The organism is uncultured Microbacterium sp., from assembly GCF_963528945.1.
Taxonomy (GTDB): Bacteria; Actinomycetota; Actinomycetes; order Actinomycetales; family Microbacteriaceae; genus Microbacterium.
Genome location: NZ_CAURWX010000002.1, coordinates 161,508 through 187,307 on the forward strand (window position 1 = coordinate 161,508; position 25,800 = coordinate 187,307).

Below are 25,800 nucleotides of genomic sequence, written 5' to 3' on the forward strand. Positions count from 1 at the left end.
CGGATTCCTGCCTGAGTGCGGGCGTCGCACGGTGCGAGGCGCGGGCGTCGCAGGTCGGCCGAGGTGTGCAGACAGGTCGCAGACTCGACAGAGGGGAGTGTCGGAGGGGCTTCGCTAGGATGGGAGCGCCCGATCGGGCCAGCTCATCCGCCGGTGGAATCCCGGCGAGAGGCATCATCCAGGGGGTTACCCATGCCAGGAATCGTGATCGTCGGCGTGCAGTGGGGCGACGAAGGAAAAGGCAAGGCCACCGATCTCCTCGGTGAGCGCACCGACTGGGTGGTGAAGTTCAACGGCGGCAACAACGCCGGGCACACCGTGGTGGTCGGCAACGAGAAGTACGCGCTGCACCTCCTGCCCTCCGGCATCCTCTCCCCCGGCGTCACCCCCGTGATCGGCAACGGCGTGGTCATCGACCTCGAGGTGCTGTTCAGCGAGCTCGAGGCGCTCGGCGCCCGCGGCATCGACATCTCGCGCCTCAAGGTCAGCGCGAACGCGCACATCATCACGCAGTACCACCGCACGCTCGACAAGGTCACCGAGCGCTTCCTGGGCAAGCGCATGATCGGCACGACCGGCCGCGGCATCGGTCCGGCGTACGCCGACAAGATCAACCGGGTCGGCATCCGCGTGCAGGACCTGTTCGACGAGAACATCCTGCGCCAGAAGGTCGAGGGCGCCCTCGACCAGAAGAACCACCTGCTCGTGAAGGTCTTCAACCGCCGTTCGATCACCGTCGATGAGATCGTCGACGACCTGCTGTCGTACGCCGAGCGCCTGCGCCCCATGGTCGCCGACACCGGGCACCTCCTCGACGAGGCGCTGCACCGCGGCGAGGTCGTCGTGTTCGAGGGCGGTCAGGCGACCATGCTCGACGTCGACCACGGCACCTACCCGTTCGTGACCTCGTCGTCGGCGACGGCCGGCGGCGCCTCGACCGGCTCGGGTGTCGGCCCGGGCGCGCTCGACCGCATCGTCGGCATCGTCAAGGCGTACACGACCCGGGTCGGGTCGGGTCCGTTCCCGACCGAGCTGTTCGACGAGCAGGGCGACTGGCTGCGTTCGCGCGGCTTCGAGTTCGGCACCACCACGGGGCGTCCGCGTCGCGTCGGCTGGTACGACGCCCCGATCACCCGCTACGCCACGCGCGTCAACGGCATCACCGACCTGGTGCTCACGAAGCTCGACATCCTCACCGGCCTCGAGCAGATCCCGGTGTGCGTGGCGTACGACGTCGACGGCGAGCGGTTCGACGAGGTGCCCGTCAACCAGACCGACTTCCACCACGCGACCCCGATCCTCGAGTATTTCCCGGGCTGGAGCGAAGACATCTCCGTCGCGCGCAGCTTCGACGACCTCCCCAAGAACGCCCAGGACTACGTGCTCGCCCTCGAGAAGATGAGCAACACGCGCATCTCGGTGATCGGCGTCGGCCCCGAGCGCGACCAGGTCGTGGTGCGCCACGACCTTCTTGACTGACCCGTGACGCGCTTCTGGCTCGGCGGCTACGGGCCCGAGTTGGGCGGCTCGGCCGAGGGCGTCGGCTTCCTCGCCGGTGACGAGGGGCGCGAGGCGACGACCCTCGCGTACCGCGACCTCGCGGCGCCCGTCTCGTCGCCGTCGTGGTTGGCGCAGCATCCGACCCTCGACGTCGTCTACGCGGCGCTCGAGCACGCGGGAACGGTGCAGGCGTTCGTCCGCTCCGGCGAGGGGTCGCTCGCACCCCTCGGAGCTGCCGTGCCGGCCGGTGAGGCGGTGTGCCACCTCGCCGTCGCGCCGAACGGTCAGACGCTCATCGCCAGCTGCTACGGAGACGGCCGCGTCGTGCGCTTCGGCCTCGCGCCCGACGGTCGGCTCGTGCCGGCGAAGGCGGATGCCGCGGCGGCGCTGCGCGCGGCCCTGTTCGGCGCCGACGACGACACCGACGCGGTGCGCGACGAACCGGGCGTGGGTGCCGCGGCATCCGACCCGTACTCCGCGCCGGAGCGCTCGTCGCACGCGCATGCTGCCGCCTTCCTTCCGGACGGGCGGATCGCGACCACCGATCTGGGATTCGACCTCGTGCGGTTCTGGCGGATCACCGGGTCGGGCCTGGCGCTCGATCATCAGGTGGTGCTGCCGCAGGGCGTGGGGCCGCGCCACATGGTCGTGCATCCGAGCGGTCACCTGCATGTCGTGACCGAGTACTCGTGCGAGGTGTTCACCCTCGCGTCAGCGCCCGATGGCACCTGGAGCGTCGCGTCTGTCACCCCGACCAGCCCCGTGGCGCAGGTCGGCACCGATTTCCCCGCCGAGCTCGCCCGCACCCGTGACGGCGCCTTCCTGTACACCGCGCTCCGCGGCAGCAACACGATCGCCGCCCTGCGCGTGCTCGACGGGGGCGCGCGCCTCGAGTCGGTCGCCCTCGCCGACTCCGGCGTCGACTGGCCCCGCCACCACCGGGTGTTCGAGGGCAAGCTCGTCGTCGCGGGGCAGCGGTCGGACTCGATCTCGCTGATCGACCTCGACGACCGCACGGGAGCGCCCCGGGGCATCCGTCATCAGGCGCCGGCGGCGACGCCCACGCACATCCTCCCCGTCCGCTGAGGCCGTCGCCGGACGCGTCCGGACACGCCCGCCGCCCACCCGCGGGAACAACGAACCCGTGACACGACGTTGCTGGTGAGCGAGACTGTTCGGCGGAGAGGCGTGCGATGACTGCAGACAAGACCGGTGAGTACGATCTGATCGTCCTGGGCGGAGGTCCGGTCGGCGAGAACGTCGCCGACCGCGCCGTGCAGGGTGGTCTCACGGCGATCATCGTCGAGAGCGAGCTGGTCGGCGGCGAGTGCTCGTACTGGGCGTGCATGCCGTCGAAGGCTCTGTTGCGTTCGGCTCAGGCGCTGCGCGCGGCGCAGCACGTCGCGGGTGCGAAGGAGGCCGTGACCGGCGCGCTCGACGTCTCGGCGGTGTTCGCGCGGCGCGACTCGTTCACCAGCAACTGGTCGGACGACGGTCAGGTGAAGTGGCTCGAGTCGGCGCACATCGACCTCGCTCGCGGCCACGGTCGGATCACGGGCGAGCGCGAGGTGACCGTCACCGACGCCGACGGCGGCACACGTGTGCTGCGCGCCCGCCATGCGGTCGCGATCAGCACCGGATCGGATGCCGTCGTGCCGCCGATCCCCGGACTGCGCGAGGCCTCCCCGTGGACGAGCCGCGAGGCGACGAGCGCCGAGCAGCTGCCCGACTCCCTCGCCGTGATCGGCGGCGGCGTGGTCGCGGTCGAGATGGCGACGGCGTACGCCGCGCTGGGCTCCCGCGTGACGCTGCTCGCCCGCAGCGGTCTGCTCGGCGGCATGGAGACCTTCGCCGGCGAACGGGTCACCGCGGGCCTGCGCGAGCTCGGCGTCGAGGTGCGGCTGAACACCGGCACCACCGCGGTGCGCCGTGGCGATGACGGCGTCACGATCACCCTCGACGATGACAGCGAGATCACGGCATCCGAGGTGCTGGTCGCGACCGGACGTTCGCCGCGCAGCGATGACATCGGTCTCGACGTCGTGGGCCTCGAGCCCGGCCGCTGGATCACGGTCGACGACACGATGCGCGTGCCGGGGTCGGAGTGGCTCTACGCGGTCGGCGACGTCAACGGGCGCGTGCTGCTGACCCACCAGGGCAAGTACCAGGCCCGGGCGGCCGGCGACGTGATCGCCGCTCGTGCGAAGGGCGACGACGTGGACGCCGGCGACTGGGGTCGTCATGCCGCGACGGCCGATCACGCTGCGGTGCCGCAGGTGACGTTCTCGATCCCGGAGGTGGGATCGGTCGGGTTGACCGCGGATGCCGCGGCGGAGGCGGGTCTCGAGATCCGTGCCGTCGACTACGACCTGGGCGGGGTCGCCGGCGCGAGCCTGTACGAGGACGGGTTCGAGGGGCAGGCGCGTCTCGTCGTCGACACGGCACGCGAGGTCGTCGTGGGTGCGACGTTCGTCGGACCGGAGGTCGCCGAGCTCGTGCAGGCGGCGACGATCGCCATCGTGGGCGAGGTGCCGATCGCGCGGCTCTGGCACGCGGTGCCCTCCTACCCGACGGTCAGCGAGGTCTGGCTGCGGCTGCTCGAGACCTACGGCAGGGATTCGGCATGACTTCGTCGGCCGGGGCGACGGCGTCGTCCCGGCATCCGATCCGTTCCGTCTCCCGCTCCGAAGAGAGGGGGGCGGGGCCGACCGAGCCTGCCCGAATGTTTCGCACATTGACACGGCGAGGCGCAAGCCTCGGCGCGATGTCGGCACCCTCTTATACGCTCTAACCCACATCCCAGGAGGCACGTCATGAAGGCTGTATTCGCAGGAACCGTGCTCGCCGAGGCCGACGAGAGCGACCTCTACCGCATCGAGGGCAACTGGTACTTCCCGCCGGCGTCGATTTCGTCCGACGTCCTCGTCGAGAGCCCGACGCCCTATACATGCCCGTGGAAGGGCGTGTGCCAGTACTACTCCGTGCAGGCAGGCGGAGAGCTGCACAAGGACCTGGCGTGGTCGTACCCGCAGCCGTACCCGTCGGCCTTCGACCGCGTCGGCGGCGACTTCTCGGGCTACGTCGCCTTCGCGCCCGGGGTCGAGGTCTCGGCCTGACCCTCGCGGGTCGAGCCGCCGCCGCACACCACCCCCCCGACGGGAGAACAGCCATGATCGAGTTCCGCAACGTCACCAAGCAGTTCCCCGACGGCACGGTCGCCGTGAACGATTTCAGCCTGGTGCTGCCGTCGCGCAAGACGACGGTCTTCGTGGGGTCGTCCGGCTGCGGCAAGACCACCCTGCTGCGCATGATCAACCGCATGGTCGAGCCGACCTCCGGCGACGTCGAGATCGACGGCGAGAGCGTGCTCGGCGGCGACCCGGTGCAGCTGCGCCGACGCATCGGGTACGTCATGCAGAACTCGGGGCTCATGCCGCACTTCACGGTGATCGACAACGTCTCGACCGTGCTGCGGCTGAACGGCGTCAAGAAGGGCGACGCGCACCGCCGGTCCCGCGAGCTGCTCGACACGGTGGGTCTCGACCAGAAGCTGGCCGAGCGCTACCCCAGCCAGCTCTCCGGCGGGCAGCAGCAGCGGGTGGGCGTGGCCCGCGGTCTCGCCGCCGACCCGAACATCCTGCTCATGGACGAGCCCTTCGGGGCGGTCGACCCGATCGTGCGCGCCGACCTGCAGCAGGAGACCCTGCGCCTGCAGCGCGAGCTCGACAAGACCGTGGTGTTCGTCACGCACGACATCGACGAGGCCTTCCTGCTGGGAGACCAGGTCGTCATCCTCGACAAGGGTGCACGTGTGGTGCAGGTGGGCACACCCAGCGAGATCATCGAGAACCCGGCCGACGACTTCGTCGCCTCGTTCATCGGCGCCGACCGCGGCCGCCGTGCGCTGCACCTCAAGCAGACGCCGCACGGCACGGTCGTGGTCGACTCCGAAGGCCGCACGCAGGGAGCCATCGTCGGCGACACCGAGCACTCCGACGGGCCGCTCGCGGGCCCGGATGCCGCGGCCCTCGACTCGGTACAGGGCGGTCACCCGTGAACTGGGTCGTCAACAACCTCGGGCTGATCCTCGAACTCACCGCGGTGCACCTGCGGCAGAGCATCATCCCGATCGTGATCGGCTTCGTGCTCTCGCTGCCGCTCGGGTGGGTCGCCTGGCGGTACCGCCTGGTGCGCGGCCCGATCATCGTGCTCACGGGTCTGCTGTACACGATCCCCTCTCTGGCACTGCTGATCCTTTTGCCCGCGACCCTCGGCTACTCCGCGATCAGTGAGACGAACCTGGTGATCGCCCTCACCATCTACGCGATCGCGATCCTCGTGCGCGCCGTCTCCGACGGCCTCGACTCGGTCGACGACGACGTGCGACAGGCGGCCACCGCCACCGGCTTCGCGCCGTTCCGGCGGTTCTGGGCGGTGGAGTTCCCGCTCGCAGGCCCCGTGATCCTCGCCGGCCTGCGGGTCACGGCGGTCAGCACGATCTCGCTCGCCACCGTCGGCATCCTCATCGGGGTCACCAACCTCGGCTACCTCTTCACCAACGGCCTCGAGCGGCGCATCATCGCCGAGGTGTTCGCCGGAGTCGTCGCGGTCGTCATCATCGCCCTCGTGATCGACCTGATCCTGCTGCTCGTCGGGCGCGCGCTCATGCCGTGGACGCGCGCCGCCTCGAAGAAGATCCCGACCCGGGCCATCGCGGTGGGAGCCCCCGCATGAACCTCTTCCTCGAGGCGTTCGCCTGGATCTTCGCCCCCGCCCAGTGGACCGGTACCTACGCGCTGCCGAAGCTGCTGGGCGAGCACCTCGCCCTCACGGCGATCTCGGTTCTCATCGCCGCGGCCATCGCGATCCCGATCGGCTGGCTGATCGGCCACACGGGCCGTGGTCGCGAGCTGGCGGTCGCCGTGTCGGGTGCGGCACGCGCGATCCCGTCGTTCGGCCTCATGGTGCTGCTGGTGCTGCTGCTCGGCGTGCTCCGCATCCCCGAGGCGGCGATCATCACGTTCGTGCTCCTCGCGATCCCGTCGCTCCTCGCCGGTGCCTACACGGGGCTCGAGGCGATCGACCGCCGCACGCTCGACGCCGCGAAGGCGATGGGCATGACCGGATGGCAGGTGTTCTGGAAGGTCGAGGTACCGCTGGGGCTGCCGCTGCTGGTCGGCGGCATCCGGTCGGCTCTCCTGCAGGTGATCGCCACCGTCACCATCGCCGCGTACGTCAACCTCGGCGGACTGGGGTGGCCGATCATTCAGGGCATCCCCCTGCGGCGGTTCGATCAGGTGCTCGCCGGCGCGATCATCGTCGCCGTGCTCGCGCTCATCGTTGACCTGCTCCTCGCCGCCGCTCAGCGCGCCGCCGTGCCGGCGGGTCTCCGCGGCGGCCCGCGCGGGGGCGCCCAGCGCACGTCGCGCAATGCCGACAGTGCGTCGACCACCGGTTCCGCCGCCACCACCGGGGCGGCCTCCACCCCGGCATCTGCCGCCGGCGGCTCGGCCGGCGCCCCGGCATCCGCCACCGCCTGACCGCTTGCCCGCGGCACCCTTAGACCCGACTCCACAGTCCACACAGCCCACACAGCCCACACAGCACACGCAGTTCCCAGAGAAGAGGAAGTCCATGTTCACAGCACGAGGCAAGCGCACCGCTTTCGCCGTCGGTCTTGTCGCCGCCGCGGCACTCACCCTGACGGCGTGCGGCGGTAGCAGCAACCCGCTCGACGAGCCGTCGGAAGACAGCTCCGGCTCGGGCAGCAGCGACACGATCGTCGTCGGCTCGCAGGCGTACTACTCGAACGAGATCATCGCCGAGATCTACGCCCAGGCGCTCGAGAACGCCGGCTACGACGTCGAGACCAAGCTCAACATCGGGCAGCGCGACGCGTACATGCCCGAGGTCGAGTCGGGCGCGATCGACGTCTTCCCCGAGTACACGGGCAGCCTGCTCGAGTACCTCTCGAAGGACGGCGTCGACGTCACCAGCCCCGACGACGTCTACGCCGCGCTGCAGGATGCTCTGCCCGACAGTCTGACCGCCCTCGACTACGCCGAGGCGTCCGACCAGGACACCTACACGGTGCTCAAGAGCTTCGCCGAGGAGAACGGCATCACCTCGATCGCCGACCTGTCGAAGGCACCCGCGCCGGTCACCATCGGTGCGGCACCCGAGTTCGAGCAGCGTCCGTACAGCCCGGCCGCCGCCAAGGAGGTCTACGGCGTCGACCTGCAGTTCTCGGCCACCGGCCCGAGCACGCTCGAGTCGCTGCTCGCCGGTGAGATCCAGGTCGCCGACATCTACACCGCCGACCCGGCCTTCGAGACCGAGGACATCGTCGCGCTCGAAGACCCCGAGAACCTGATCATCTCGTCGAACGTCGTGCCGATCGTGTCGAGCGACATCGCCGACGAGATCAGCGAGGTGCTCAACGAGGTCAACGCGAAGCTCACGGCCGAGGAGCTCGTCTCGCTCAACGTGAAGAGCACCGTCGACCAGCAGTCGTCGAAGGACATCGCGAAGAAGTGGCTCGAAGACCAGGGTCTCATCTGATCCCCTGATCGTGTCGCACCGCAGTGCCCGGGGCCGATGGTCCCGGGCACTGCTGCGTGTCAGACCCGGGCGTCCTGTCGCGGCACCCACACCTGCTTGACGATGATGAGGATCGACGCCGTCACGGGCACGGCCACGAGCGCGCCGAGCAGACCGAGCAGCGTGCCGCCTGCCAGGGCGCCGATCACGACGAGCGACCCGGGGACCGACACCGCCTTGTTCATGACGCGCGGGGTGAGCACGTACGCCTCGACCTGCATGTACACGAGGTAGACCGCCGCGAAGATCAGCGCGCTGATCGGGTCGGTGAACAGCGCGAGGGTCGTGGCGATCGCCCAGAACAGCACCGATCCCACGAGCGGGATGAGCGTGATGCAGAACGCGACCGTCGCCATGAGGGGCGGGAACGGCAGTCCCAGGAAGAAGTACAGCAGGAAGGCGAGCACCGCGTTGCAGAACGCGAGCACGACCATCCCCATCACGTAGCCTCCGACGGATTCGGTGATCTGGTCGGCGATGTCGCCGGTGCGCTCGCGGTCGCGCGCCGGCACCAGGCGCAGCAGCGCCTTCTTCATCGTCGGCAGCGTGGCCACGAAGTAGAGGGTGAGCACGAGCACCACGATCACGCCCGAGATGCCCGTGGCGATGGATGCTCCGACCTGCAGCGCCCCTCCGCCGATGCTGGCGATGTTGCCCGGGTCGGTGAGGAAGGTCTGCACGTCGGAGACGAGACCCTGGAACTGATCGCCGAACTGGTCGTCGAGCGTGCGGTAGAGGTCGCTGCGCTGGAAGTCGTCGATCATGCCCGGCACCGATCGCACAAAGCTCGCGATCTGCTCGATCACGACGGGGAGGATCATCCAGAGCACCAGCGCGACCACCACGATGAGCGAGACGATCACCACGACGACCGACAACGCGCGCGACAGGCCGCGCCGCTCGAGGAACCGCACCGACGGGTCGAGGCCCAGCGCCGCGAACAGCGCGAGGGCGATGTAGATGAGCACGGTCGACAGGCTGGTGATCGCGAGACCGAGCACGATCGCCGCGAGTCCGCCGAGGGTCAGCAGGAAACCGAAGACGAACGGACGGTCGATGCGCGCCCAGAACGAGCGGCTCGGCGGCGCCGTCTCGACGACGACATCGCGGGTCGCGTCGCCGGTGGGCACGTCGCCCTGCTCGGCCGCCGAGCCGTACGACTCGCCGGCAGCAGCGGAGTCGGGCCGGTCGGAGGGCGAGGCGGGCCGGTCGGATGCCGGGGAATCGCCGGCGCCGTCGGCGGCTGCGGCGCCCGTCGGGGAGGTCGTGGGGTCGTCGGATGCCCGGGACGCGCTGTCGTCGCTCATCAGCACACGATATCGGCCGTCGCCCGCCGGTCCCTGCACCCGCACCGCTCTAGAGTGGGAGCATGAGCGCCCCCGACGACCCGAGAGCCGAACTGCTGCGCCTCCGCGCGAGCATCGACAACATCGACGCCGCGCTGATCTTCCTGCTCGCCGAGCGGTTCCGGGCGACGCAGCAGGTGGGCACGCTCAAGGCCGAGCACGAGATGCCCGCCTCCGACCCGGGCCGCGAGGAGCAGCAGGTCGCACGCCTGCGCGCGCTCGCGGAAGATGCGCACCTCGACCCGGAGTTCGCCGAGAAGTGGTTCAACTTCGTCGTCGCCGAGGTCATCCGCCATCACACCGAGGCGGCGGAGGGGCGCTGACCCGCCGCATCCCGCCTCCCGTGGTCCGCGGATAGCGGGGGGCGGTCAGACGACGATCGTCGTCCCGTTCACCAGCCCCTCGACGGCGAGCGTGTAGGCGCGTCCGATCTCGGCATCCGATACGGGCCGGTGTCCGGCGAACAGGTCGTGGTAGCCGGGCGAGTTCTCGAGCACGTCGGGCGACACGGCGTTGATGCGAATGCCGCGGGGCGCCTCGGCAGCGGCCGTGATCACGAATGACTCCAGGGCGCCGTTCGCCATGGCGGCCGCCGCTCCGGTGGGGATCGGGGAGCGCGACAGCACCCCGCTGGTGAGAGTCACCGATCCTCCGTCGTTCAGGTGGGTGAGGGCGAGGCGCACGACGTCGAGCTGGGGCAGGACCTTGCCCAGGAACGCGGCGGTGTGGTCGTCGCGGTCGAGGTCGGCCAGGGGGCGGAACGGCACCGCGCCGGCCGTCACGACCACGGCGTCGATGCCGGTGACCTCGTCGAACAGGGCGGCCAGTGAGGCGGCATCCGTCAGGTCGACGCGTACATCGCCGGTGCGCGAGGCGCGCACGACCTCGTGCCCGCGGGCGTCGAGGGTGTCGGCGACGACGGTGCCGATGCTGCCGGATGCTCCGATGACGACGATCTTCATGCCCTCCAGTCTTCCACCGGTGCGCGCGCGAGGGCCCGGCGTCCCCATCGCCGGGCCCTCTGAGCAGTCGGTGCCGATGTCGAGTCCGCCATCCCCAGTGCGGGCTCCCCCGCCGACAGCGCCCTCCCACCCCAGGTGACCCGGAGCCGCTCTGTCGACACCTTCCGAAGATCAGGAGCACGACGTCACGCTCCTGATACATCGCGTCGAGAAGAAAATCGTCGACGAGCACGTCGCGGGAGAAGGCGTCAGAGACCGCTGCCGTGGCACTGGAACGGGGCGCGGTGCCCGGTCGAGATGGCGGCGCGTGCGAGCGCGACGGCCGGTACGGCGCCGCCCGCCAGCTCGACGTGCAGCGCCCCGAGCAACTCGCAGGCCACGTCGTCTGGCACGGTCACCGGGGCGGCGATCACGCTGCGTGTTCCGGCGTGCAACCACACCCGCGTCATGCCCAGCGCCTCCTCTCCCCAGCGCACGGCTGAGCGGCCGAGTTCGCACGCCGACAGCACCACCGTCTCGGGTGTGCGGGCGATGAGGTCGACGTCGTAGCCGAACAGGGTGCCGTCGGCCAGGTCGAAGCCCGCGAACAGCGGGTTGTCGGCGGAGTGCCGGCCGTGCGCGGCGATGTGCAGCAGATCGGATGCCCCGGCGAGACGTGTCACGCCCGTCACCGACGCCTCGTCGCCGAGCAGGGTCGTCGAGGAGGTCCACGCGGTCGCGGCCTCGTGCACCTCCTCGGCTCCGCGCGGAACCCGCGGCCCCACCGCGAAGCCGACGCGAGGCGCGCGAGTGGCGGTGGGCACGGCAGAAGCCCGGGTGTCTGCGGGGTGCAGCGGGACGGCGTCGCGCCGGTGGCGGGCACCCGCACCCTGGGTGGGGCGATGGTCGTCGACCCACCGCGACGCCGACGGAGCGACGGTGAAAGGCACACCGTGCATGTCGGGGAGCATCGCCCAGGGCACCCCCGCGAGCACCCCCGGCAGCGTGATCACGAGGTGCCGCGCCGTGGTCACCGCTCGAACGGGCGCGAGGAGCGCGTCGCCCAGGTCGCGCAGCCGCGCGTCGAGGGAGCGCTCGATCACGCCCGACATCGCCCCGCCGCGGGTGAGCGCCGCGACGTCGAGGTCGGCGCGCAGGCCGTCCATCGCGGTGCGAGTACGCCCCCATTCGAGGCGGACGACCGTGGCGCCCCGATGATCCACCACGACGCACAGCAGCTCGACGCCCGTGTAGAGGTAGGCGAGCAGCGCGGTGTCCGGATCGAGGTGCGCGCGGACGGTCTCCAGGTCGACCCGCTGCCGAGTGCCCTGCACGCCCGTCGACGCCCACTGCCGTTCGCGGATGCGCCCGCGCAGCACGCGCACCCGGGCGTCGGCGGTCCAGTCGGTGCCGGCGAGGTCGGCGCGGAGCATCCGCAGTTCGGCCAGGTCAGCGGCCTGTTCGTCATCGACCGGTGGGCGCACCGACGCCACCTGCTGGCTGAGGTGTCGCGCCCGCTCCGCCCACTCGAACAGGACGGCGGGGTCGCCGGTCGCGGCGGCGGCGCGGAGACCGGCGAACATCAGGTCGGTCCCGTGCATCGCCACCGAGGCCTGCAGGTCGAGGGCCCCGAACGACTGCTGCCAGTTCGTGAGCAGATCGAGCCCGGCGGCGGCGGCGCGGCGGGCCTCCGTCGTGCGCCCCGCGGCCTCGGCCCGCGCGGCCCGCACCTCGTGGGCGCGCAGGCGGAGCGGAGTCGCGGCGCCGGGGGCGAGCCGGGGCATCCGACCGGTTCCGTCGCGCCGGGCGTCGAGCCGAAGGGCGGTCGCCTCGGTGCGGAAGCCGCCGCGGGTGAGGGCATCGATCGTGCCGTCGATCTCGTCGCGCGGGGGAGTGCGACCGGCGCGGCGCGCGGCCTCGTGTCGTACTGCCTCGGCGCGGGCCGCCCAGCCCTCGCTGCCCAGGGTGGTGAAGCGCCGTGCGGCGCGACGCGCGGTGCGCTCGGCCGCGGCGGGATCGTGCCGCAGCAGAGAACGGGCGAGATGCAGCTCGGCCTCACCGCGGGCCTGCGGCATGCGCTGCGCGCCGAACTGCTCGGCGACGCGGGCGAGCAGGGTCTCGGCCTCGGTGGTGAGACCGGCGTCGCGCAGCACCTCGGCGCGGTCGAGGTCGCTGATCGCCGCGGCGAGGTCGCTCGTCGCCGCGAGCACGGGGCGCGAGCGCATCATCAGGCTCAGCGCCGCCACCAGGTCGCCGGCGAGCAGTGCGGCGTAGCCGAGGTTGTGTCGCGCCTCGGCGAGCGGCTCATCGTCTCCGTTGCGCTCGTACAGGGCGACGGCGCGATGCAGGTCGGCGGTGCAGGCCGCGAGCTCGTGTCGCTGCATCCGCACCATCGACCGGTTCATGAGCAGGTTCGCGAGCTCCGTAGAGGACGACTCGCTCATCGCGTCGATCGCGCGCGTGAGCATCGTCTCGGCGGCGTCGAGCGTGCCGGAGTGCAGGAGGAGTGTGCCGAGTTGCCCGCTCAGCAGTGCGACCGTGTCGGGCCGCAGCCCCCGCCGGGCGAGGGCGTCGCGGCAGAGTTGCTCGGCGTCGGCCGGATGCCCGGTCTGCGCGAGCACGTACGACCGGGTGCCGTCGATGCGCGCGCGCAGATCGGCGTCGTGCACGCGATCCGCCGCGGCATCGAGGGCACGTCGTGCGGCGGCGAACCGGCGCGCGTTCGCCGCGTCGACGCCGCGCCGATGCAGCTCGGCAGCGGTCAGGGGCATGTCCCCAGGATGCCCGGTGCATCGGCATCCGGGGAAGGGGCGGGGCCTGGGGTGGGCGGTGCGGTCTGGGGTGTGCGGTCTGGGGTGGTGCGGGAAGGGCCACGCGGCCGGGTGCGGCGGTGGGCGGGGGTGCCGGCGGTGGGCGGGGTTGCGCCGGTGGGCGGGGATGCCTCGGTGGGTGGGGCGCGTCAATGGGTGGGCGGGGGCGGACGCCGGTCGGCGGGGTGGGTCCGCAGTTGCACGGACGACGCACATCTGCACGGCGGAATGGGCGGATGCTCCGTGCAGGCGTGCGGAGTCCGTGCAGGTGGCGCGGCGGGCGCTACGCCGGCGACGGAAGAGCCCCGGCGACGGTCTTCACGGCGGCGGCGACGGCATCCGTTCCCGCGCCGTCGACCGGCACCGGGCCCAGCTCGGCGGCGATGCGTGCGGCGACGAACGGCGCCGCGAACGACGTGCCGCTCCACACGGCGAACCCACCGCGGTAGTCGTCGGGGTCGATGGTCTCGCGGCGCAGGTCGTGGGCGTCGGCGCGGGTGAGGGCCTGCGTGCCGCCGACGAACGCGGGAGAGCAGCTCACCACCGCCGCGCCGGGCGCGTACACCTTCACCCACGGGCCGACGTTCGAGAACAGCGCCACCGAATGACCCGAGGGGTTCAACGCGCCGACCGACACGTGCGGGGCCCCCTCATCGACCGGCAGCCCGTTGTCGGCGCCCGGCCACGCCCACAGCGACGCGGGGAACGACGGGCGGTCGACGGCGTCGTTGCCCGCCGAGCACACCACCACGCATCCCAGTTCGCGGGCCTTCGCGAGGAGGTCGAAGAGGGTGCGGCTGTACAGACCGTCCTGCGGGGTCTCGTGGTAGTAGCCGAGCGACAGGTTGAGCACGTCGATCGGATGCCCCGTCGCCGGGTCTTCCCGGTAGCGCCGCAGCAGCTCCACCACCTGGGCGAGTGTGCGCAGCAGGCTGCTCTCGTCGACCACGCCGAGCGCGCCCGCGACGCGCACCGACAGGATGTCGGCGTCGGGCGCCAGTTGCCGCACGATGCCCGCGATGAAGGTGCCGTGCCCGGCGACGGCGTCGAGTTCGCCGTCGAGCTGGCCGTAAAGGTCGGGGTAGCGCTCCGGGTCGGCGGCATCGGTGAGGCCCACCGGGATGCCGTCGAGCTCGAGGTGCCGCGTGACGATGTCGTCGGGCAACCAGTCGTGCACCCCGCAGCCCGTGTCGAGCACCGCGACCACCGCACGCCGTCTGCCCCGCGGCGGGCGAGGGCCGCGCTGCGGTGCCGGACCCACCCAGCTCACCGGCTGCCGCGCCCCGCGCCCCGGCTCGAGGTAGTCGTCGCTGCCGCCCCGCTCACCCGCCGCCGGGTTCGTGCGGCTGAACGGGTTGGTGCGGCTGAAGGGATTCGTGCGGCTGAACGGGTTCAGGCCGACCGGGTCGATCGACACCACGTGCTCGAGGCTCGTGCGCGGCATCGTCGACCGCGACATTCTCCGTGCCCGCTGCAGCACGCGCCAGGCATCCGGAGCCACCGGCGACTCCCCGCGCTGCGGCTCGTCCGGCGTCGTCAGCCGGGCCCGGAGGAACCCCGCGACGCCCGGCACCAGCTCGCCCGCGTCTTCGCGGTCGGAGACGTCGAGTTCGAGCATCCACCCGAATGAGTCGGCCGCATCTCGCAGCGTGCGCAGCTCCCGATCGAACTCCTCCTGCTCGTCGAGGTCGTTCGTGATCAGCAGGCGCTCGGGCAGGTACGCGGTCGGGAAGGCGCGGATGCCGTCGACCGGCTCGAGGCCCGGATCCAGAGCGGATCCTCGACGGATCGACCCTTCCGCGCGATCCTGCCAGCTCCATCCTTCGGGCTGCTCCATGCGTCATCCTCTCGATACGGCGATACGGCGGGCGTGCGATACGGCGATACGGCGGGCGTGCGATACGGCGATGGTGCTCAGAGTTCGAAGCGGGGCGTCGACAGCGTGCGCGTCTCGCCGCTCACGACGGTGGTCAGTCGCACCGAGGTCAGCCCCGGTGGCACGTCGTCGAAGGCGAAGCGTCCCGTCTCGGCGGGGGTCGTTGATCGTGACCGGTCACCCTGCGTGAGCACGATCTCGCCCGCCGCGGTGTCGACCCAGCCGTCGACCCGACGGCGCCCGTTCTCGCTGGTGGTGATGTGCAGCAGGATGCTCGTGCTGCCGTCGCTGAACTGCAGGGTGAGGGCATCCGCGTCGCCGCGCACCGCACCGAGTTGGTCGTCGATGAGGGTGAGCAGCGCGTACTCCTGCGTGAGGCCGTCGGAGGCGACGGCCGCGATCATGCGGTCGACGAGGGTGTCGGGTACGGGGTCCGCTTCGCGCCACATCGCCCGCAGCTCGGCGAACAGCGCGTCGTCGCTCATGTCGCGCCCTCCGCTCGGGGGGCCGCGTCGAGTGCCACGCGCAGCTTCGCGAGGCAGCGTTGACGGGTCGGACCGATGCTCCCCACGGGCATCGACAGGTCGGCGGCGAGCCGGGCGTAGTCGGGGCGGTCTTCGAAGGCGATCACGCGCAGCAGTCGCTGGCAGCGCTCCGCCAGCCGTCTCACGGCGACCCAGAGCCGACGCCGCTCATCGGAGACCGTCGCCTGGTCTTCGGGAGACGGCTGCTCCGGCAGGAGGGCGTCGAGGTCGTCGGCATCCGTCGTGTCGACCCGGCCGTGCGCTTTCGCGACCTTCCACGCCTCGCGACGCGCGGTGGTGGTGAGCCAGGCAGACACGGCCTGCGGGTCGGCGATGGAGTCGTGCCCGCGCACGAGTCGCAGCCACGTGGTCTGCACCACGTCTTCCGCGAGGGAGCGCTCCAGCCCGTACGCGCGCACGACATGCCAGAGCACGGGCGTCATCAAGCGGACGAGCCCGTCCATCGCGCGACTGTCGCCCCCATGCCATGCGCCGAAGAGCTCGGCCGCCCGTTGCCAACGCCGGGGGCCGTCGTCCGATGCAGGATCGAGGGCGGTGCCGGGAGCACCGTCGATCATGAGGAACATTGTGCGCACATCTACCAGGAGCGCGGCAAGAGGTCGGTGATACATGACCTCGGTGCAGGAGGGGTGGTGCGGGGTGCGGTGCCGGGTGCGGGGTGCGGGGCGGGGTGCGGTGTGCGGGTGGGTGGCCGGTTGCACGGAGTGTGCACGTCTGCACGGAGAGGCGACGGGATTCTCCGTGCAGGTGTGCAAGGTCCGTGCATCCGACGGGTGGGGGAGTTGCCCGGGGGCGGCGAGCGGAAAGCTGCCCGGGGGTCGGGGAGGGCGGATGCTCCGCAGCGGCGGATACGGTGGACGGGTGACCCTCCTCGCCGTGATCCTGTTCCTCAACGCCGTCTTCAACGCGGTGGTGTGGCCGCAGTTCCTGCGCCGCGTCGCGAAGGACCCGCGGGCGCGCGACACGAACGGCAAGCCGACCCCGTTCCTAACGGTGCACATCGTGCTGATCTCGATCGCGCTCGTGCTCGCTCTGCTGTCGCTGATCGCCGGCATCGCCGCGCTCGCCGGCGCCCTCTGATCCCACCCTCGTCCGGCCCCCGCCTGCGAGCCGTAGCCGGTCGCTGGCCTGGCTCGCCCCACCTCCGCCCGCCCCGCCCTGCACAACTTCGGAGTGCCCGGGAGGCGCGCCGGCCAGATGCATCCGCCGACGGCGTGTCGGCCGGGAACTCCGAAGTTGTGCGGCGGGCGGATGCGGGGCCCGTGGGTCAGGACCGCGGATGCGGGGACTACTGCTCGTACTGGCGGGCGTGCGCGGCCCACCGGGCCTCGACGGGCAGGGCCCGCAGAGCCCGGTTGGCGACGGCCAGCACCGCGGCGATCGCGCAGAGCGCGGCGCACACCAGGATGGTGCCCTGGCGTCCGGCCCACGCGAGGCCGAACCCGGCGATCAGCGGACCGAGCGGCATCGCCCCCATGCCCAGCACGCCCGCCGCGCTGTTGGCGCGCCCGAGCAGATGACTGGGCGTCGCGACCATGAAGTAGCCCATCATTCCGGCGTTCAGAGCGGGCAGCAGCAGGACCGCTGAACCCAGCACCGCCACGATCGCCCACAGGTCGGTGACGAACGACAGCCCCACGGCGGCGGCCGCGACGACGGTGAGCGTGGCGATGGTCAGCGCGCCCGTGCCTACCCGCGACACGAGCAGCGGCGCGATCACAGCGCCCACGAGCATGACGACGCCGACGCCCGCGCTGAGGGTGCCGATGAGCAGCTCGGAGTATCCGGCCTGCTGCAGCGCGTAGATCACGGTCGTGATCGCGGCGTTGAACCCGAGGTTGATGATCGTGATGATCGCGAGCACGCCGCCCAGGTCGGGGCGCGAGAACAACCAGGCGAACCCTTCGCGCAGCTCGGTCAGAGCGCGGCGGCGCGCGGGCCGGGCGCCGCCGGCGGTGTGAAAACCCAGATCGGATGCGGCATCCGCGGTGTGTCGTGCGGCGCCGCGCCGAGCATCCGCCGTCTCGTCCGGGTTTTCGCCACCGAGCGATGTCGCGACGGGGGTGGGGACCACAGAACGGGTGAGCAGCCAGGCGGTCGCGGCGGCGAGGGCGTGGCAGAGGGCCATGACGAGACCGACGAGCCACCCACCGACGCCGAGCAGGAGGCCGCCGAGGGGTCCGCCGGCGAGCTGCAGCGCGGCATCCCTTCCCTGATTCGCCGCCTGTGCGCGCCCCATCGCCTCGTCGGGCACGATCTCCTTGATGGCGCTCTCGCCGGCGACGTCGAAGAGTCCGTTGCGGGCGGCGAGCAGCACGTCGATCACGAGCAGCACCGAGAACGTCAGGGCATCGGTCCATGCGAGCACCGTGAAGGCGACCGAAAGGCCCACTCCCAGCAGCGACCCGACGAGCATCAGCACGATGCGGCGGTGACGATCGGCCAGGATGCCGCCGATCAGCGTCGCGAGCAGGCGCGCGACGAGCCCCGCCCCGGCGATGATGCCCGCGAGCGCCGGGTCGTCGGTGACGATGAGCGCCAGCAGGGGGATCGCGAAGCCGAACAGCGCCGCGGCGAGACCCTTGCTGGTGTCGCTCACGAGCCAGAGGAGGTAGCGCGGGTTGCGCCAGAGGCGGTGCGGGGCGGTCACGGTGGTCATGGCTCGATGGTAGATGCGCAAGAGCAGTTGCGCAACTGTCCTTGCGCAAGTCTTCTGGCGGATACACTCGGGGCATGGCGGGCGACGAGAGCGGCACAGACGCGGAATTCATGACGTCGGCGATGCTCAAGGCCTACGCGCATCCGCTGCGTCGCCGCATCATCCGGCTCTTCTCGCGCCACGAGCACCTGCGCGCCGCCGACATCGCCGCCGAACTCGACGTGCCCGCGAACAGCGTGAGTTTCCACCTGCGCGCGCTCGCCGACGCCGGTCTGATCTCCGAAGCGCCGGAACACGCCCGCGACCGGCGCGACCGGGTGTGGACGAGCATCAAGGGGCCGCTCAGTGTCGGCGGACCCGAGCGCCCCGTGGCCGATGAGGCCCTGGGCGGGGCGGTGCTCGCGGGCATCGTCGACGAGCACCGCGCCCTGCTCGAACGCGTCGCCGCCTGGGCCCCCGAGTATCTGACCGGGCGCACGGCCGAGGTGCACGGCAGTTTCACGCAGCGCACCATCCGCCTGACCGAAGCCGAGTTCGAGGTCGCGATGGAGAAGGTGAACGACGTGCTCGACGCCGCGCAGAAGGCCCACGACGACCAGGATCCCGCCGGTCGCCACTGGCAGATCGACCTGCTCGCGGCCGACGACACCATCTAGCCCTCGGCCCCTGTTCCCCCATTCCTCCCTCCCGCCCTCCCTCCATCCCGCCGTTCCCGTCGCACTTTCTGTCGCTTCGGACGCCGCCGGGCGACAGAAAATGCGACGGGAGCAGAAGGTTCCGGGGGCGGAGCCTGCCGGGACAGGCCGACGGGTAGATTGGCAGGGCACTGTACAAAACCGGAGGGCGACGGATGACACGGCTGGACGACGGATGGGGCGCCGAGCGCCTCACGGCGCGCGACAAGGGCATCCCCGAACGGGCGATCGGTCTGACGGTCGACGAGTTCCTCGCCACCGAGCCCCGGCTGTCGGAGTTCTGGACCCCCGTCATCGCGCTCGACGACACCGCTATGCGCAACAACCTCGCCGTCATGGCGGCGTGGACCGAGGCCCGCGGCCTGCAGCTCATGCCGCACGGCAAGACGACCATGGCCCCCGCGCTGTGGCAGCGTCAGCTCGACGCCGGATGCCCCGGCATCACCCTCGCGACCATGGGGCAGGTGCGCACCGCCCGCACGTTCGGTCTCGACAGCGTCATGCTCGCGAACGCGGTGGTCGACGCCCGCTCGCTGCGCTGGCTCGCCGGCGAGCTCGCCGACCCCGGCTTCCGTTTCGTGAGCTGGGCCGACTCCCTCGACACGGTCGATGCGATGGAGCGCGCGCTCCGTGAGGTCGGCACGCCGCGCCGCGTCGACGTCTGCGTCGAACTCGGCGCCGAGGGCGGACGCACCGGCGCCCGCACCGTCGACACCGCGATCGAGATCGGACGCCGGATCGCGGCATCCGACGTGCTGCGCCTCGCCGGCGTGGGCGGGTACGAAGGGGCGCTGGGCCACGACCGATCGGATGCCGCGCTCACCGCCGTGCGCCGGTACCTCGCCGACCAGCTCGTCGTGCACGAGGCGCTCGGCGACCTGTACGACGAGGGCGACGTGTTCGTGACCGCGGGCGGCAGCGCGTACTTCGATCTCGTCGCCGAGGTCTACGCCCCGGCCATCGCGCGCGACGATCGAACGCGGTTCACCCTGCGCTCGGGCGCGTACATCGTGCACGACGACGGCTTCTACCGCGGCATCTCGCCGCTCGACGCGACGCGAACCGGGATCGACGAGGGGATGCTCCGCTCCGCGATGCGGGGCTACGCGCGGGTCGTCTCGCACCCCGAGCCGGCCCTCGCTCTGCTCGACGGCGGCAAGCGCGACTTCCCGTTCGACGAGGGACTCCCCGTCGTGCACGGCGTCGCCCCCGACCTCGGAAGGGCGATCGCGCCGGCAGCCGGAGCATCCGTCACCGCCATGAACGACCAGCACACGTTCCTGCGCGACGCGGATGCCTCGATCGGTGACGTCGTGGCGCTCGGCCTGTCGCACCCGTGCACGGCGTTCGACAAGTGGCACTTCCTGCCGGTGGTGGAGTCGGCCGAGTCCGACCGCGTCGTCGAGCTCGTCCGCACCTTCTTCTGAGGGGCCGTCACCGCGGAGTGCGCAGGGCCACGACCGCGGAGATGAGTGTCGTGGCGAGGAGGCCGGCGGAGAGCGCGACCGTCGCCCAGGCGAGCGGGAATCCGTCCACGGCGATGAACACGCTGACGAGGCCACCGACAGCGGTGAGTGCGAACGAGAGCGCGAACGACAGGCGCGTCAGTCGCGGCTGCGCCGTGGCGCCCAGCCATTCGTCGCGGCGCCGCTCGGGAGTGCGCAGCCGCCACAGGGTGACCAGGGGCAGCGCGACGGCGATCGTGACGGCGAGCGCGACGACGATCCACTGCCACGGGCTCATGGCACGAACCTAGCGCGGTCGTGGGTCGCCCGCCCCGTACAGTGGGCAGGTGCCGGAGTTCCCCTACAGCCGCCTGCGCCGGTGGCCCGACGTCGAGGCCGAGAACCTGCAGGCGCACGATGCGACCGACCGGCTGCTCGTCGACCGAGCCGTCGCGCTCGCCGCAGAGCGGAAAATCGACGGCGCGCAGATCGCGGTGATCGGCGACGAGTACGGCGCGATCACGCTGGCGTTGACGGATGCCGGATTCCCAGGCATCCGCGTGCATCAGGACCTCGCGACCGGACGCCGCGCCCTCGCCCGGAACGCCGAGGAGCTGGGTGTCGAGGGGTTCGTGTCGCACGAGCTCGACGGCGGGCTGCTCGCGGATGCTCGTCTGGTGCTGCTGCAGCTGCCGAAGGCGCTCGCCGAACTCGAGGAGATCGCGGATGCGGTGGCCCGGTGCGCAGCGCCCGATGCGGTGCTCGTCGCGGGCGGTCGCGTGAAGCACATGACGCTCGCGCAGAACGAGGTGATCGGGCGGAGCTTCGCCGTCGTGCAGCCGCAGCGCGCGGAGCGGAAGTCCCGACTGATCGTCGCGAGCGAGCCGCGGGAGGCGCCCGAACGGCCGCCGTTCCCGGTCACGGCGATGCACGATGGGCTCACGATCGTCGCGCACGGTGGTGCGTTCGCCGGACCGCGCCTAGACATCGGCACGCGGGTGCTGCTCGAGGTGTTGGGGCTGGGTGGGGATGCGGGTTCGTCTTCGCCGAGGGCGGAGAACGGGACGGCCCCCCGTGGCCCCGTTGCCGCCGACGGAGGATCTCGCACGGTGCTCGATCTCGGTTGCGGCACCGGCGCGCTCGCCGTCTCATACGCGCGCGCCCATTCCGACGCACGCGTGATCGCGACCGACCGCTCGGCCGCGGCCGTCGCCTCCGCCCGGGCCACGGTCGAGGCGAACGGGGTGGCCGATCGCGTCGAGGTCACACACGACGATGCCGCGTCGGAGGTCGCGGATGCCTCGGTCGACGTCGTGTTGCTCAACCCGCCCTTCCACCTCGGCACGAGCGTGCACACCGGTGCCGCGACGCGGCTGTTCGAGGCATCCGCCCGCGTGCTGAGGCCGGGCGGCGAGCTGTTCACGGTGTTCAACTCGTCGCTCGGCTACCGCGCCGAGCTCGGACGCCTCGTCGGCCCAACCGAGCAGCTGCACCGCACCCCGAAGTTCACGGTGACGCGCAGCATCCGTCGCCCCTGACGCGCGCCCGCTCGCGCGTCCTCGCGCGTGCCTCATGAGGGGTCAAGACACGCCGTATGGGGATGCCGGGAGGCGGCATTTCGTGGCCCCTCGCGCACGAGTGCGTTCCCCTTCCGGGGCAACTCGCGTGAGGGGTCAAGACACGCCGTATGGGGATGCCGGGAGGCGGCATTTCGTGACCCCTCGCGCACCGTGAAAGTATGCGCGTGAATTCGGAAACGCCCCGTGCAATCACCCGGTCAGACCGCGATTCGCGCGGCATACCGGGAGGCCGGATTTGGCGCTGACCGGCCATTTCGCTACGTTGGTCTGTGGGCCTGACGGTCCGAAGACCAGTCCGCGAACGCGTCCTTCTTTCGATCTGCTGTGCTGCGAAGAGGCGTGTCCGTACGGTCGATGTCCTATCGCGGTGGATCCGAAATCCGCCGCCCGCGCCGCCACAGCAGCCCTGTCGAAACGGCCTCGAGGACATCACCCGGGCGTAACCGAAGCAGGCTCGCCGACCCGAGGCGAGCCGCGGGGGAAACGTGTCCGAAACCGCACTCGAAGCGCGCCATCTGTTCAAGGTGTTCGGGAAGAATCCGAACGCCGCCGTCCGCCGGTTGAAAGCCGGCGAGACCCGCTCCGCCGTCACCGACGCAGGAACCGCTGCCGTCATCGACGCGAGCTTCACCGTGAACCGCGGTGAGATCTTCGTCATCATGGGGCTCTCCGGCTCCGGCAAGTCCACCATCATCCGCATGCTCAACGGGCTGCACCCCGCCACCGACGGTTCCGTCACGGTGAGCGGCGACGCCATCACCGGCATCCCGGCGTCGCGCCTGCGCGAGATCCGCCGCGACCGCGTGTCGATGGTCTTCCAGCACTTCGCACTGCTGCCGCACCGCACGGTCGCCGCGAACGTCGCCTACCCCCTCGAGCTCAAGGGCGTCGGCAAGGCCGAGCGCCTGGCGAAGGCGAACGAGATCCTCGGCCTCGTGGGCCTCGACGGCCAGGGCGACAAGCTCCCCTCCGAGCTCTCCGGCGGAATGCAGCAGCGCGTTGGCATCGCCCGCGCCCTCGCCGCCGACACCGACATCCTGCTCATGGACGAAGCGTTCAGCGCCCTCGACCCGCTCATCCGCCGCGAGATGCAGGAGCAGCTGCTCGAACTGCAGCAGAAGTTCCAGAAGACGATCGTGTTCATCACGCACGACTTGAACGAGGCCATGTTCCTCGGTGACCGCATCGCCGTGATGCGCGACGGCCGCATCGTGCAGATCGGCACGCCGGAGGACATCCTCACCGACCCGGCGAACGACTACGTCGAGCAGTTCGTGCAAGACGTCGACCGCGCCCGGGTGCTCACCGCCGGCAACGTGATGGAGCGCCCGCGCCCCGTCGTCGCCGAGACTGCCGGCCCCCGCACGGCGCTGCGTCAGATGCGCGACGCCTACATGTCGGCGACGTACGTCGTCGGCCGCGACCGTCAGCTCGTCGGCATCGTCACCGACCGCGATGCCGTGAAGCTGGTGCGCAAGGGCACGGCGACCCTGCGCGACATCATCAAGCCCGTGCCGCAGAGCGTGAGCGAGGACGAGGTGCTGATGAACCTGTTCGTGCCGGCCGTCGAGTCGCCGCTGCCGCTCGCGGTGACGGATGCCGCCGGCCGACTCGTCGGTGTCATCCCGCGCGTGACCCTGCTCGCCGCACTGGGCCCCGGCCCCGGGGCCACGGGTGAGCTGACCCTGCCGCTGCTGCCGATGCCGCAGGCGGAGATCGACGCCGTGCTCGACGACGGCTGGACGGCCGAGCCGACAGACGGGGGCACCACCGCCCCCGGATCGGATGCATCGATCGCCGGGGAGGTGCGCTGATGGACGGGTTCCGCATTCCCCTCGGCTCGTGGGTCGCGACCGGTGTCGACTGGATCAAGACCAACCTCGACGGCTTCCTCGATGCCGTCTCGTTCGTCGTGACGTTCTTCGTCGACGGCCTGACGTCGCTCCTCCTGCTGCCGTACTTCTTCGTGCTCATCGCGGCCGCTGCACTCATCGCCTGGATCGTGCGCTCGTGGCAGCTCGCCATCGGCACGATCATCTCGTTCGCCCTCATCGTCGCGATGGGGCTGTGGGTGCCCGCGATGCAGACGCTCGCGCTGGTGCTCGTCGCCGCGATCGTGGCCGTGCTCATCGCCGTGCCCCTGGGCATCTGGTCGGCGCGCAACGCCACGGTGCGGGCGGTGCTGAAGCCGATCCTCGACTTCATGCAGACGATGCCCGCGTTCGTCTACCTCATCCCCGCGATCGTGTTCTTCAGCATCGGCGTCGTGCCGGGACTCGTCGCCACGGTGATCTTCGCGCTCCCTCCGGGCGTGCGACTGACCGAGCTGGGCATCCGGGGCGTCGACTCCGAGACCGTCGAAGCCGGACAGGCGTTCGGCGCGAAGCCGGGGCAGATCCTCCGCGGCATCCAGCTGCCCCTCGCCATGCCGACCATCCTCGCCGGCATCAACCAGGTCATCATGCTCGCCCTCTCCATGGCGGTCATCGCCGGTATGGCGGGCGCCGACGGCCTCGGGAAGATGGTCGTCGAGGCCATCTCGACCGTGAACATCGCGAAGGGCGTCGAGGCCGGGCTCGGTGTCGTGCTCATCGCCGTGTTCCTCGACCGCGTCACCGCGGCCCTCGGAACGCTCGGCCAGAACCCCTCGTCGCTGCTGGCGATGCTGCGGTCGCGGCGTGCCCGCCGTCGATCGGCAGCTGTGGCGGAGGCATCCGATTCCGGCGATGTCGACCGTACGCCCGTCGCAGAGAAGGAGCTCCAGAATGCGTAAGAGCAGGATCACCACCCTCGCGGCCCTCGGCGCCGCGACCGCCCTCGCCCTGTCGGGCTGCGCCTCGGACGGCGCCGGCGGAACCATCGAACTCGGCGGCGGAGGCGGCAATGCCGGCGGCGGCACGGGGGACAAGGGCACGATCACCCTCGGCTTCCTGCCCTCGTGGACGGATGGTCTGAGCACCGCGTACCTGCTGCAGGACCAGCTCGAGAAGATCGGCTACACCGTCGAGATGAAGACGCTGACCGAGGCGGGGCCGCTGTACACGGGTCTCGCGCAGGGCGACGTCGACGTGTTCCCGTCGGCCTGGCCCGAGGTCACGCACGCCGAGTACATGAAGACGTACGGTGAGCAGATCGAAGACCTCGGCACCTACTACGACAACGCACGGCTGACGATCGCGGTGCCGGAGTACTCCGAGCTCGAGACCATCGACGACCTCGTCGGCAAGAGCGGCGACCTCGGCGGGAAGATCTACGGCATCGAACCCGGCGCGGGCCTCACCGCCCAGACGCAGAAAATGATGCCCGAGTACGGTCTCGACGGCGAGTACGAGCTCGTCACCTCGTCGACCGCGGCGATGCTCACCGAGCTGCAGTCGGCGACCGACAAGGAGCAGGACATCGTCGTCACCCTGTGGCGTCCGTTCTGGGCCAACGATGCCTTCCCCGTCAAGGACCTCGAAGACCCGAAGGGCGCGATGGGCGACGCCGAGGGGCTGCACTTCCTGGGCACGAAGGGCTTCGCCGAGGAGTTCCCCGAGGCGGCCGAGCTGATCGAGAAGATCCAGCTCGACGACGCCCAGTACGGCTCGCTCGAAGACCTCGTGGTGAACGAGTACGGCGAGGGTCGCGAGGCCGAGGCGGTCGACGCCTGGCTCGAGGAGAACGGCGCCGACTTCGACTGGGTGGTCAGCTGACCCCTCCTTCCCTTTCCCCCTTCCCCCTTCTGCTCCCGTCGCATTTTCTGTCGCTCCGGCCCGCCGGTTCCGACAGAAAGTGCGACGGGAGCGTCGGTTTGGGGGGAG

Annotated in this window: 24 protein-coding genes; 16 read left to right on the top strand and 8 right to left on the bottom strand. The window is 71.1% G+C overall.

What is annotated here, in order from left to right; translation table 11 throughout:
* Window positions 1–192: 192 nt before the first annotated feature.
* The 8 genes from RWS82_RS07930 (at window position 193) to RWS82_RS07965 (ending at window position 8,061) form a co-directional block, all read left to right on the top strand.
* Window positions 193–1,479, top strand: coding sequence for an adenylosuccinate synthase (locus RWS82_RS07930; RefSeq protein WP_314648567.1), 1,287 nt, complete (start codon window positions 193–195; stop codon window positions 1,477–1,479).
* Between the two features lie 3 nt (window positions 1,480–1,482).
* A complete protein-coding gene (locus RWS82_RS07935) occupies window positions 1,483–2,586 on the top strand; it encodes a beta-propeller fold lactonase family protein (protein WP_314648570.1) in 1,104 nt (367 codons plus the stop codon).
* A 107-nt stretch (window positions 2,587–2,693) separates the two neighbouring features.
* Window positions 2,694–4,127 (top strand): NAD(P)/FAD-dependent oxidoreductase, encoded by a 1,434-nt coding sequence (locus RWS82_RS07940; RefSeq protein WP_314648573.1) that lies wholly within the window; start codon window positions 2,694–2,696, stop codon window positions 4,125–4,127.
* 186 nt (window positions 4,128–4,313) lie between these two features.
* Complete coding sequence (locus tag RWS82_RS07945; protein WP_314648576.1) at window positions 4,314–4,616, top strand: DUF427 domain-containing protein; 303 nt, start codon at window positions 4,314–4,316, stop codon at window positions 4,614–4,616.
* Window positions 4,617–4,669: 53 nt separating this feature from the next.
* The gene (locus RWS82_RS07950) at window positions 4,670–5,557 is read left to right on the top strand and encodes an ATP-binding cassette domain-containing protein (protein ID WP_314648577.1); all 888 of its coding nucleotides are present in this window, start codon (window positions 4,670–4,672) and stop codon (window positions 5,555–5,557) included.
* Window positions 5,554–6,234 carry an ABC transporter permease subunit gene (locus RWS82_RS07955; protein ID WP_314648579.1) on the top strand — a complete coding sequence of 227 codons (681 nt, stop codon included), beginning with the start codon at window positions 5,554–5,556 and terminating at the stop codon, window positions 6,232–6,234. The genes RWS82_RS07950 and RWS82_RS07955 overlap by 4 nt, the downstream gene beginning before the upstream one ends.
* Window positions 6,231–7,040, top strand: a complete 810-nt coding sequence (locus RWS82_RS07960; RefSeq protein WP_314648581.1) for an ABC transporter permease — start codon at window positions 6,231–6,233, stop codon at window positions 7,038–7,040. Before RWS82_RS07955 ends, RWS82_RS07960 begins: the two co-directional genes overlap by 4 nt.
* Window positions 7,041–7,134: 94 nt before the next feature.
* Complete coding sequence (locus RWS82_RS07965; protein ID WP_314648584.1) at window positions 7,135–8,061, top strand: ABC transporter substrate-binding protein; 927 nt, start codon at window positions 7,135–7,137, stop codon at window positions 8,059–8,061.
* 59 nt (window positions 8,062–8,120) lie between these two features.
* On the opposite strand, the gene RWS82_RS07970 is transcribed toward RWS82_RS07965, so the two are convergent.
* A complete protein-coding gene (locus tag RWS82_RS07970) occupies window positions 8,121–9,407 on the bottom strand; it encodes an AI-2E family transporter (protein WP_314648586.1) in 1,287 nt (428 codons plus the stop codon).
* A gap of 62 nt (window positions 9,408–9,469) precedes the next feature.
* On the opposite strand from RWS82_RS07970, the gene RWS82_RS07975 reads away from it, so the two are divergent.
* Window positions 9,470–9,769 carry a chorismate mutase gene (locus tag RWS82_RS07975; protein WP_314648588.1) on the top strand — a complete coding sequence of 100 codons (300 nt, stop codon included), beginning with the start codon at window positions 9,470–9,472 and terminating at the stop codon, window positions 9,767–9,769.
* Window positions 9,770–9,814: 45 nt separating this feature from the next.
* Here the strand turns inward: RWS82_RS07975 and RWS82_RS07980 are convergent, their stop codons facing one another.
* The 5 genes from RWS82_RS07980 to RWS82_RS08000 form a co-directional block, all read right to left on the bottom strand.
* The gene (locus tag RWS82_RS07980; protein ID WP_314648590.1) at window positions 9,815–10,408 is read right to left on the bottom strand and encodes a short chain dehydrogenase; all 594 of its coding nucleotides are present in this window, start codon (window positions 10,406–10,408) and stop codon (window positions 9,815–9,817) included.
* Window positions 10,409–10,656: 248 nt separating this feature from the next.
* Complete coding sequence (locus RWS82_RS07985) at window positions 10,657–13,158, bottom strand: CHAT domain-containing protein (protein WP_314648593.1); 2,502 nt, start codon at window positions 13,156–13,158, stop codon at window positions 10,657–10,659.
* A gap of 322 nt (window positions 13,159–13,480) precedes the next feature.
* A complete protein-coding gene (locus RWS82_RS07990; RefSeq protein WP_314648595.1) occupies window positions 13,481–15,034 on the bottom strand; it encodes a S8/S53 family peptidase in 1,554 nt (517 codons plus the stop codon).
* Between the two features lie 77 nt (window positions 15,035–15,111).
* Window positions 15,112–15,558, bottom strand: coding sequence for a hypothetical protein (locus RWS82_RS07995; protein WP_314648598.1), 447 nt, complete (start codon window positions 15,556–15,558; stop codon window positions 15,112–15,114).
* Window positions 15,555–16,175, bottom strand: a complete 621-nt coding sequence (locus RWS82_RS08000) for a sigma-70 family RNA polymerase sigma factor (protein WP_314648603.1) — start codon at window positions 16,173–16,175, stop codon at window positions 15,555–15,557. The genes RWS82_RS07995 and RWS82_RS08000 overlap by 4 nt, the downstream gene beginning before the upstream one ends.
* Before the next feature lie 274 nt (window positions 16,176–16,449).
* Between RWS82_RS08000 and RWS82_RS08005 the strand changes: the two genes are divergently transcribed.
* Entirely contained in the window at window positions 16,450–16,698 is a 249-nt protein-coding gene (locus tag RWS82_RS08005) for an SCO4848 family membrane protein (protein WP_314648605.1), read from the top strand.
* Window positions 16,699–16,906: 208 nt separating this feature from the next.
* Here RWS82_RS08005 and RWS82_RS08010 read toward each other — a convergent pair whose 3' ends face one another.
* Window positions 16,907–18,277, bottom strand: a complete 1,371-nt coding sequence (locus RWS82_RS08010; RefSeq protein WP_314648610.1) for an MFS transporter — start codon at window positions 18,275–18,277, stop codon at window positions 16,907–16,909.
* Window positions 18,278–18,351: 74 nt separating this feature from the next.
* Here RWS82_RS08010 and RWS82_RS08015 point away from each other — a divergent pair, with 74 nt between their 5' ends.
* Entirely contained in the window at window positions 18,352–18,933 is a 582-nt protein-coding gene (locus RWS82_RS08015) for a helix-turn-helix domain-containing protein (RefSeq protein ID WP_314648613.1), read from the top strand.
* A gap of 194 nt (window positions 18,934–19,127) precedes the next feature.
* Window positions 19,128–20,399: an amino acid aldolase gene (locus RWS82_RS08020; RefSeq protein WP_314648616.1), complete on the top strand. Its 1,272-nt coding sequence runs from the start codon at window positions 19,128–19,130 to the stop codon at window positions 20,397–20,399.
* 7 nt (window positions 20,400–20,406) lie between these two features.
* Here RWS82_RS08020 and RWS82_RS08025 read toward each other — a convergent pair whose 3' ends face one another.
* Window positions 20,407–20,715 (bottom strand): hypothetical protein, encoded by a 309-nt coding sequence (locus tag RWS82_RS08025; RefSeq protein ID WP_314648619.1) that lies wholly within the window; start codon window positions 20,713–20,715, stop codon window positions 20,407–20,409.
* A 49-nt stretch (window positions 20,716–20,764) separates the two neighbouring features.
* On the opposite strand from RWS82_RS08025, the gene RWS82_RS08030 reads away from it, so the two are divergent.
* From RWS82_RS08030 to RWS82_RS08045, 4 genes are all read left to right on the top strand, one after another.
* Window positions 20,765–21,955 carry a methyltransferase gene (locus RWS82_RS08030; RefSeq protein ID WP_314648620.1) on the top strand — a complete coding sequence of 397 codons (1,191 nt, stop codon included), beginning with the start codon at window positions 20,765–20,767 and terminating at the stop codon, window positions 21,953–21,955.
* Window positions 21,956–22,482: 527 nt separating this feature from the next.
* Window positions 22,483–23,811 (top strand): glycine betaine/L-proline ABC transporter ATP-binding protein, encoded by a 1,329-nt coding sequence (locus RWS82_RS08035; protein ID WP_314648622.1) that lies wholly within the window; start codon window positions 22,483–22,485, stop codon window positions 23,809–23,811.
* Window positions 23,811–24,770 (top strand): proline/glycine betaine ABC transporter permease, encoded by a 960-nt coding sequence (locus tag RWS82_RS08040; protein WP_314648625.1) that lies wholly within the window; start codon window positions 23,811–23,813, stop codon window positions 24,768–24,770. The genes RWS82_RS08035 and RWS82_RS08040 overlap by 1 nt, the downstream gene beginning before the upstream one ends.
* Entirely contained in the window at window positions 24,763–25,692 is a 930-nt protein-coding gene (locus RWS82_RS08045) for a glycine betaine ABC transporter substrate-binding protein (protein WP_314648626.1), read from the top strand. The genes RWS82_RS08040 and RWS82_RS08045 overlap by 8 nt, the downstream gene beginning before the upstream one ends.
* Window positions 25,693–25,800: the final 108 nt, after the last annotated feature.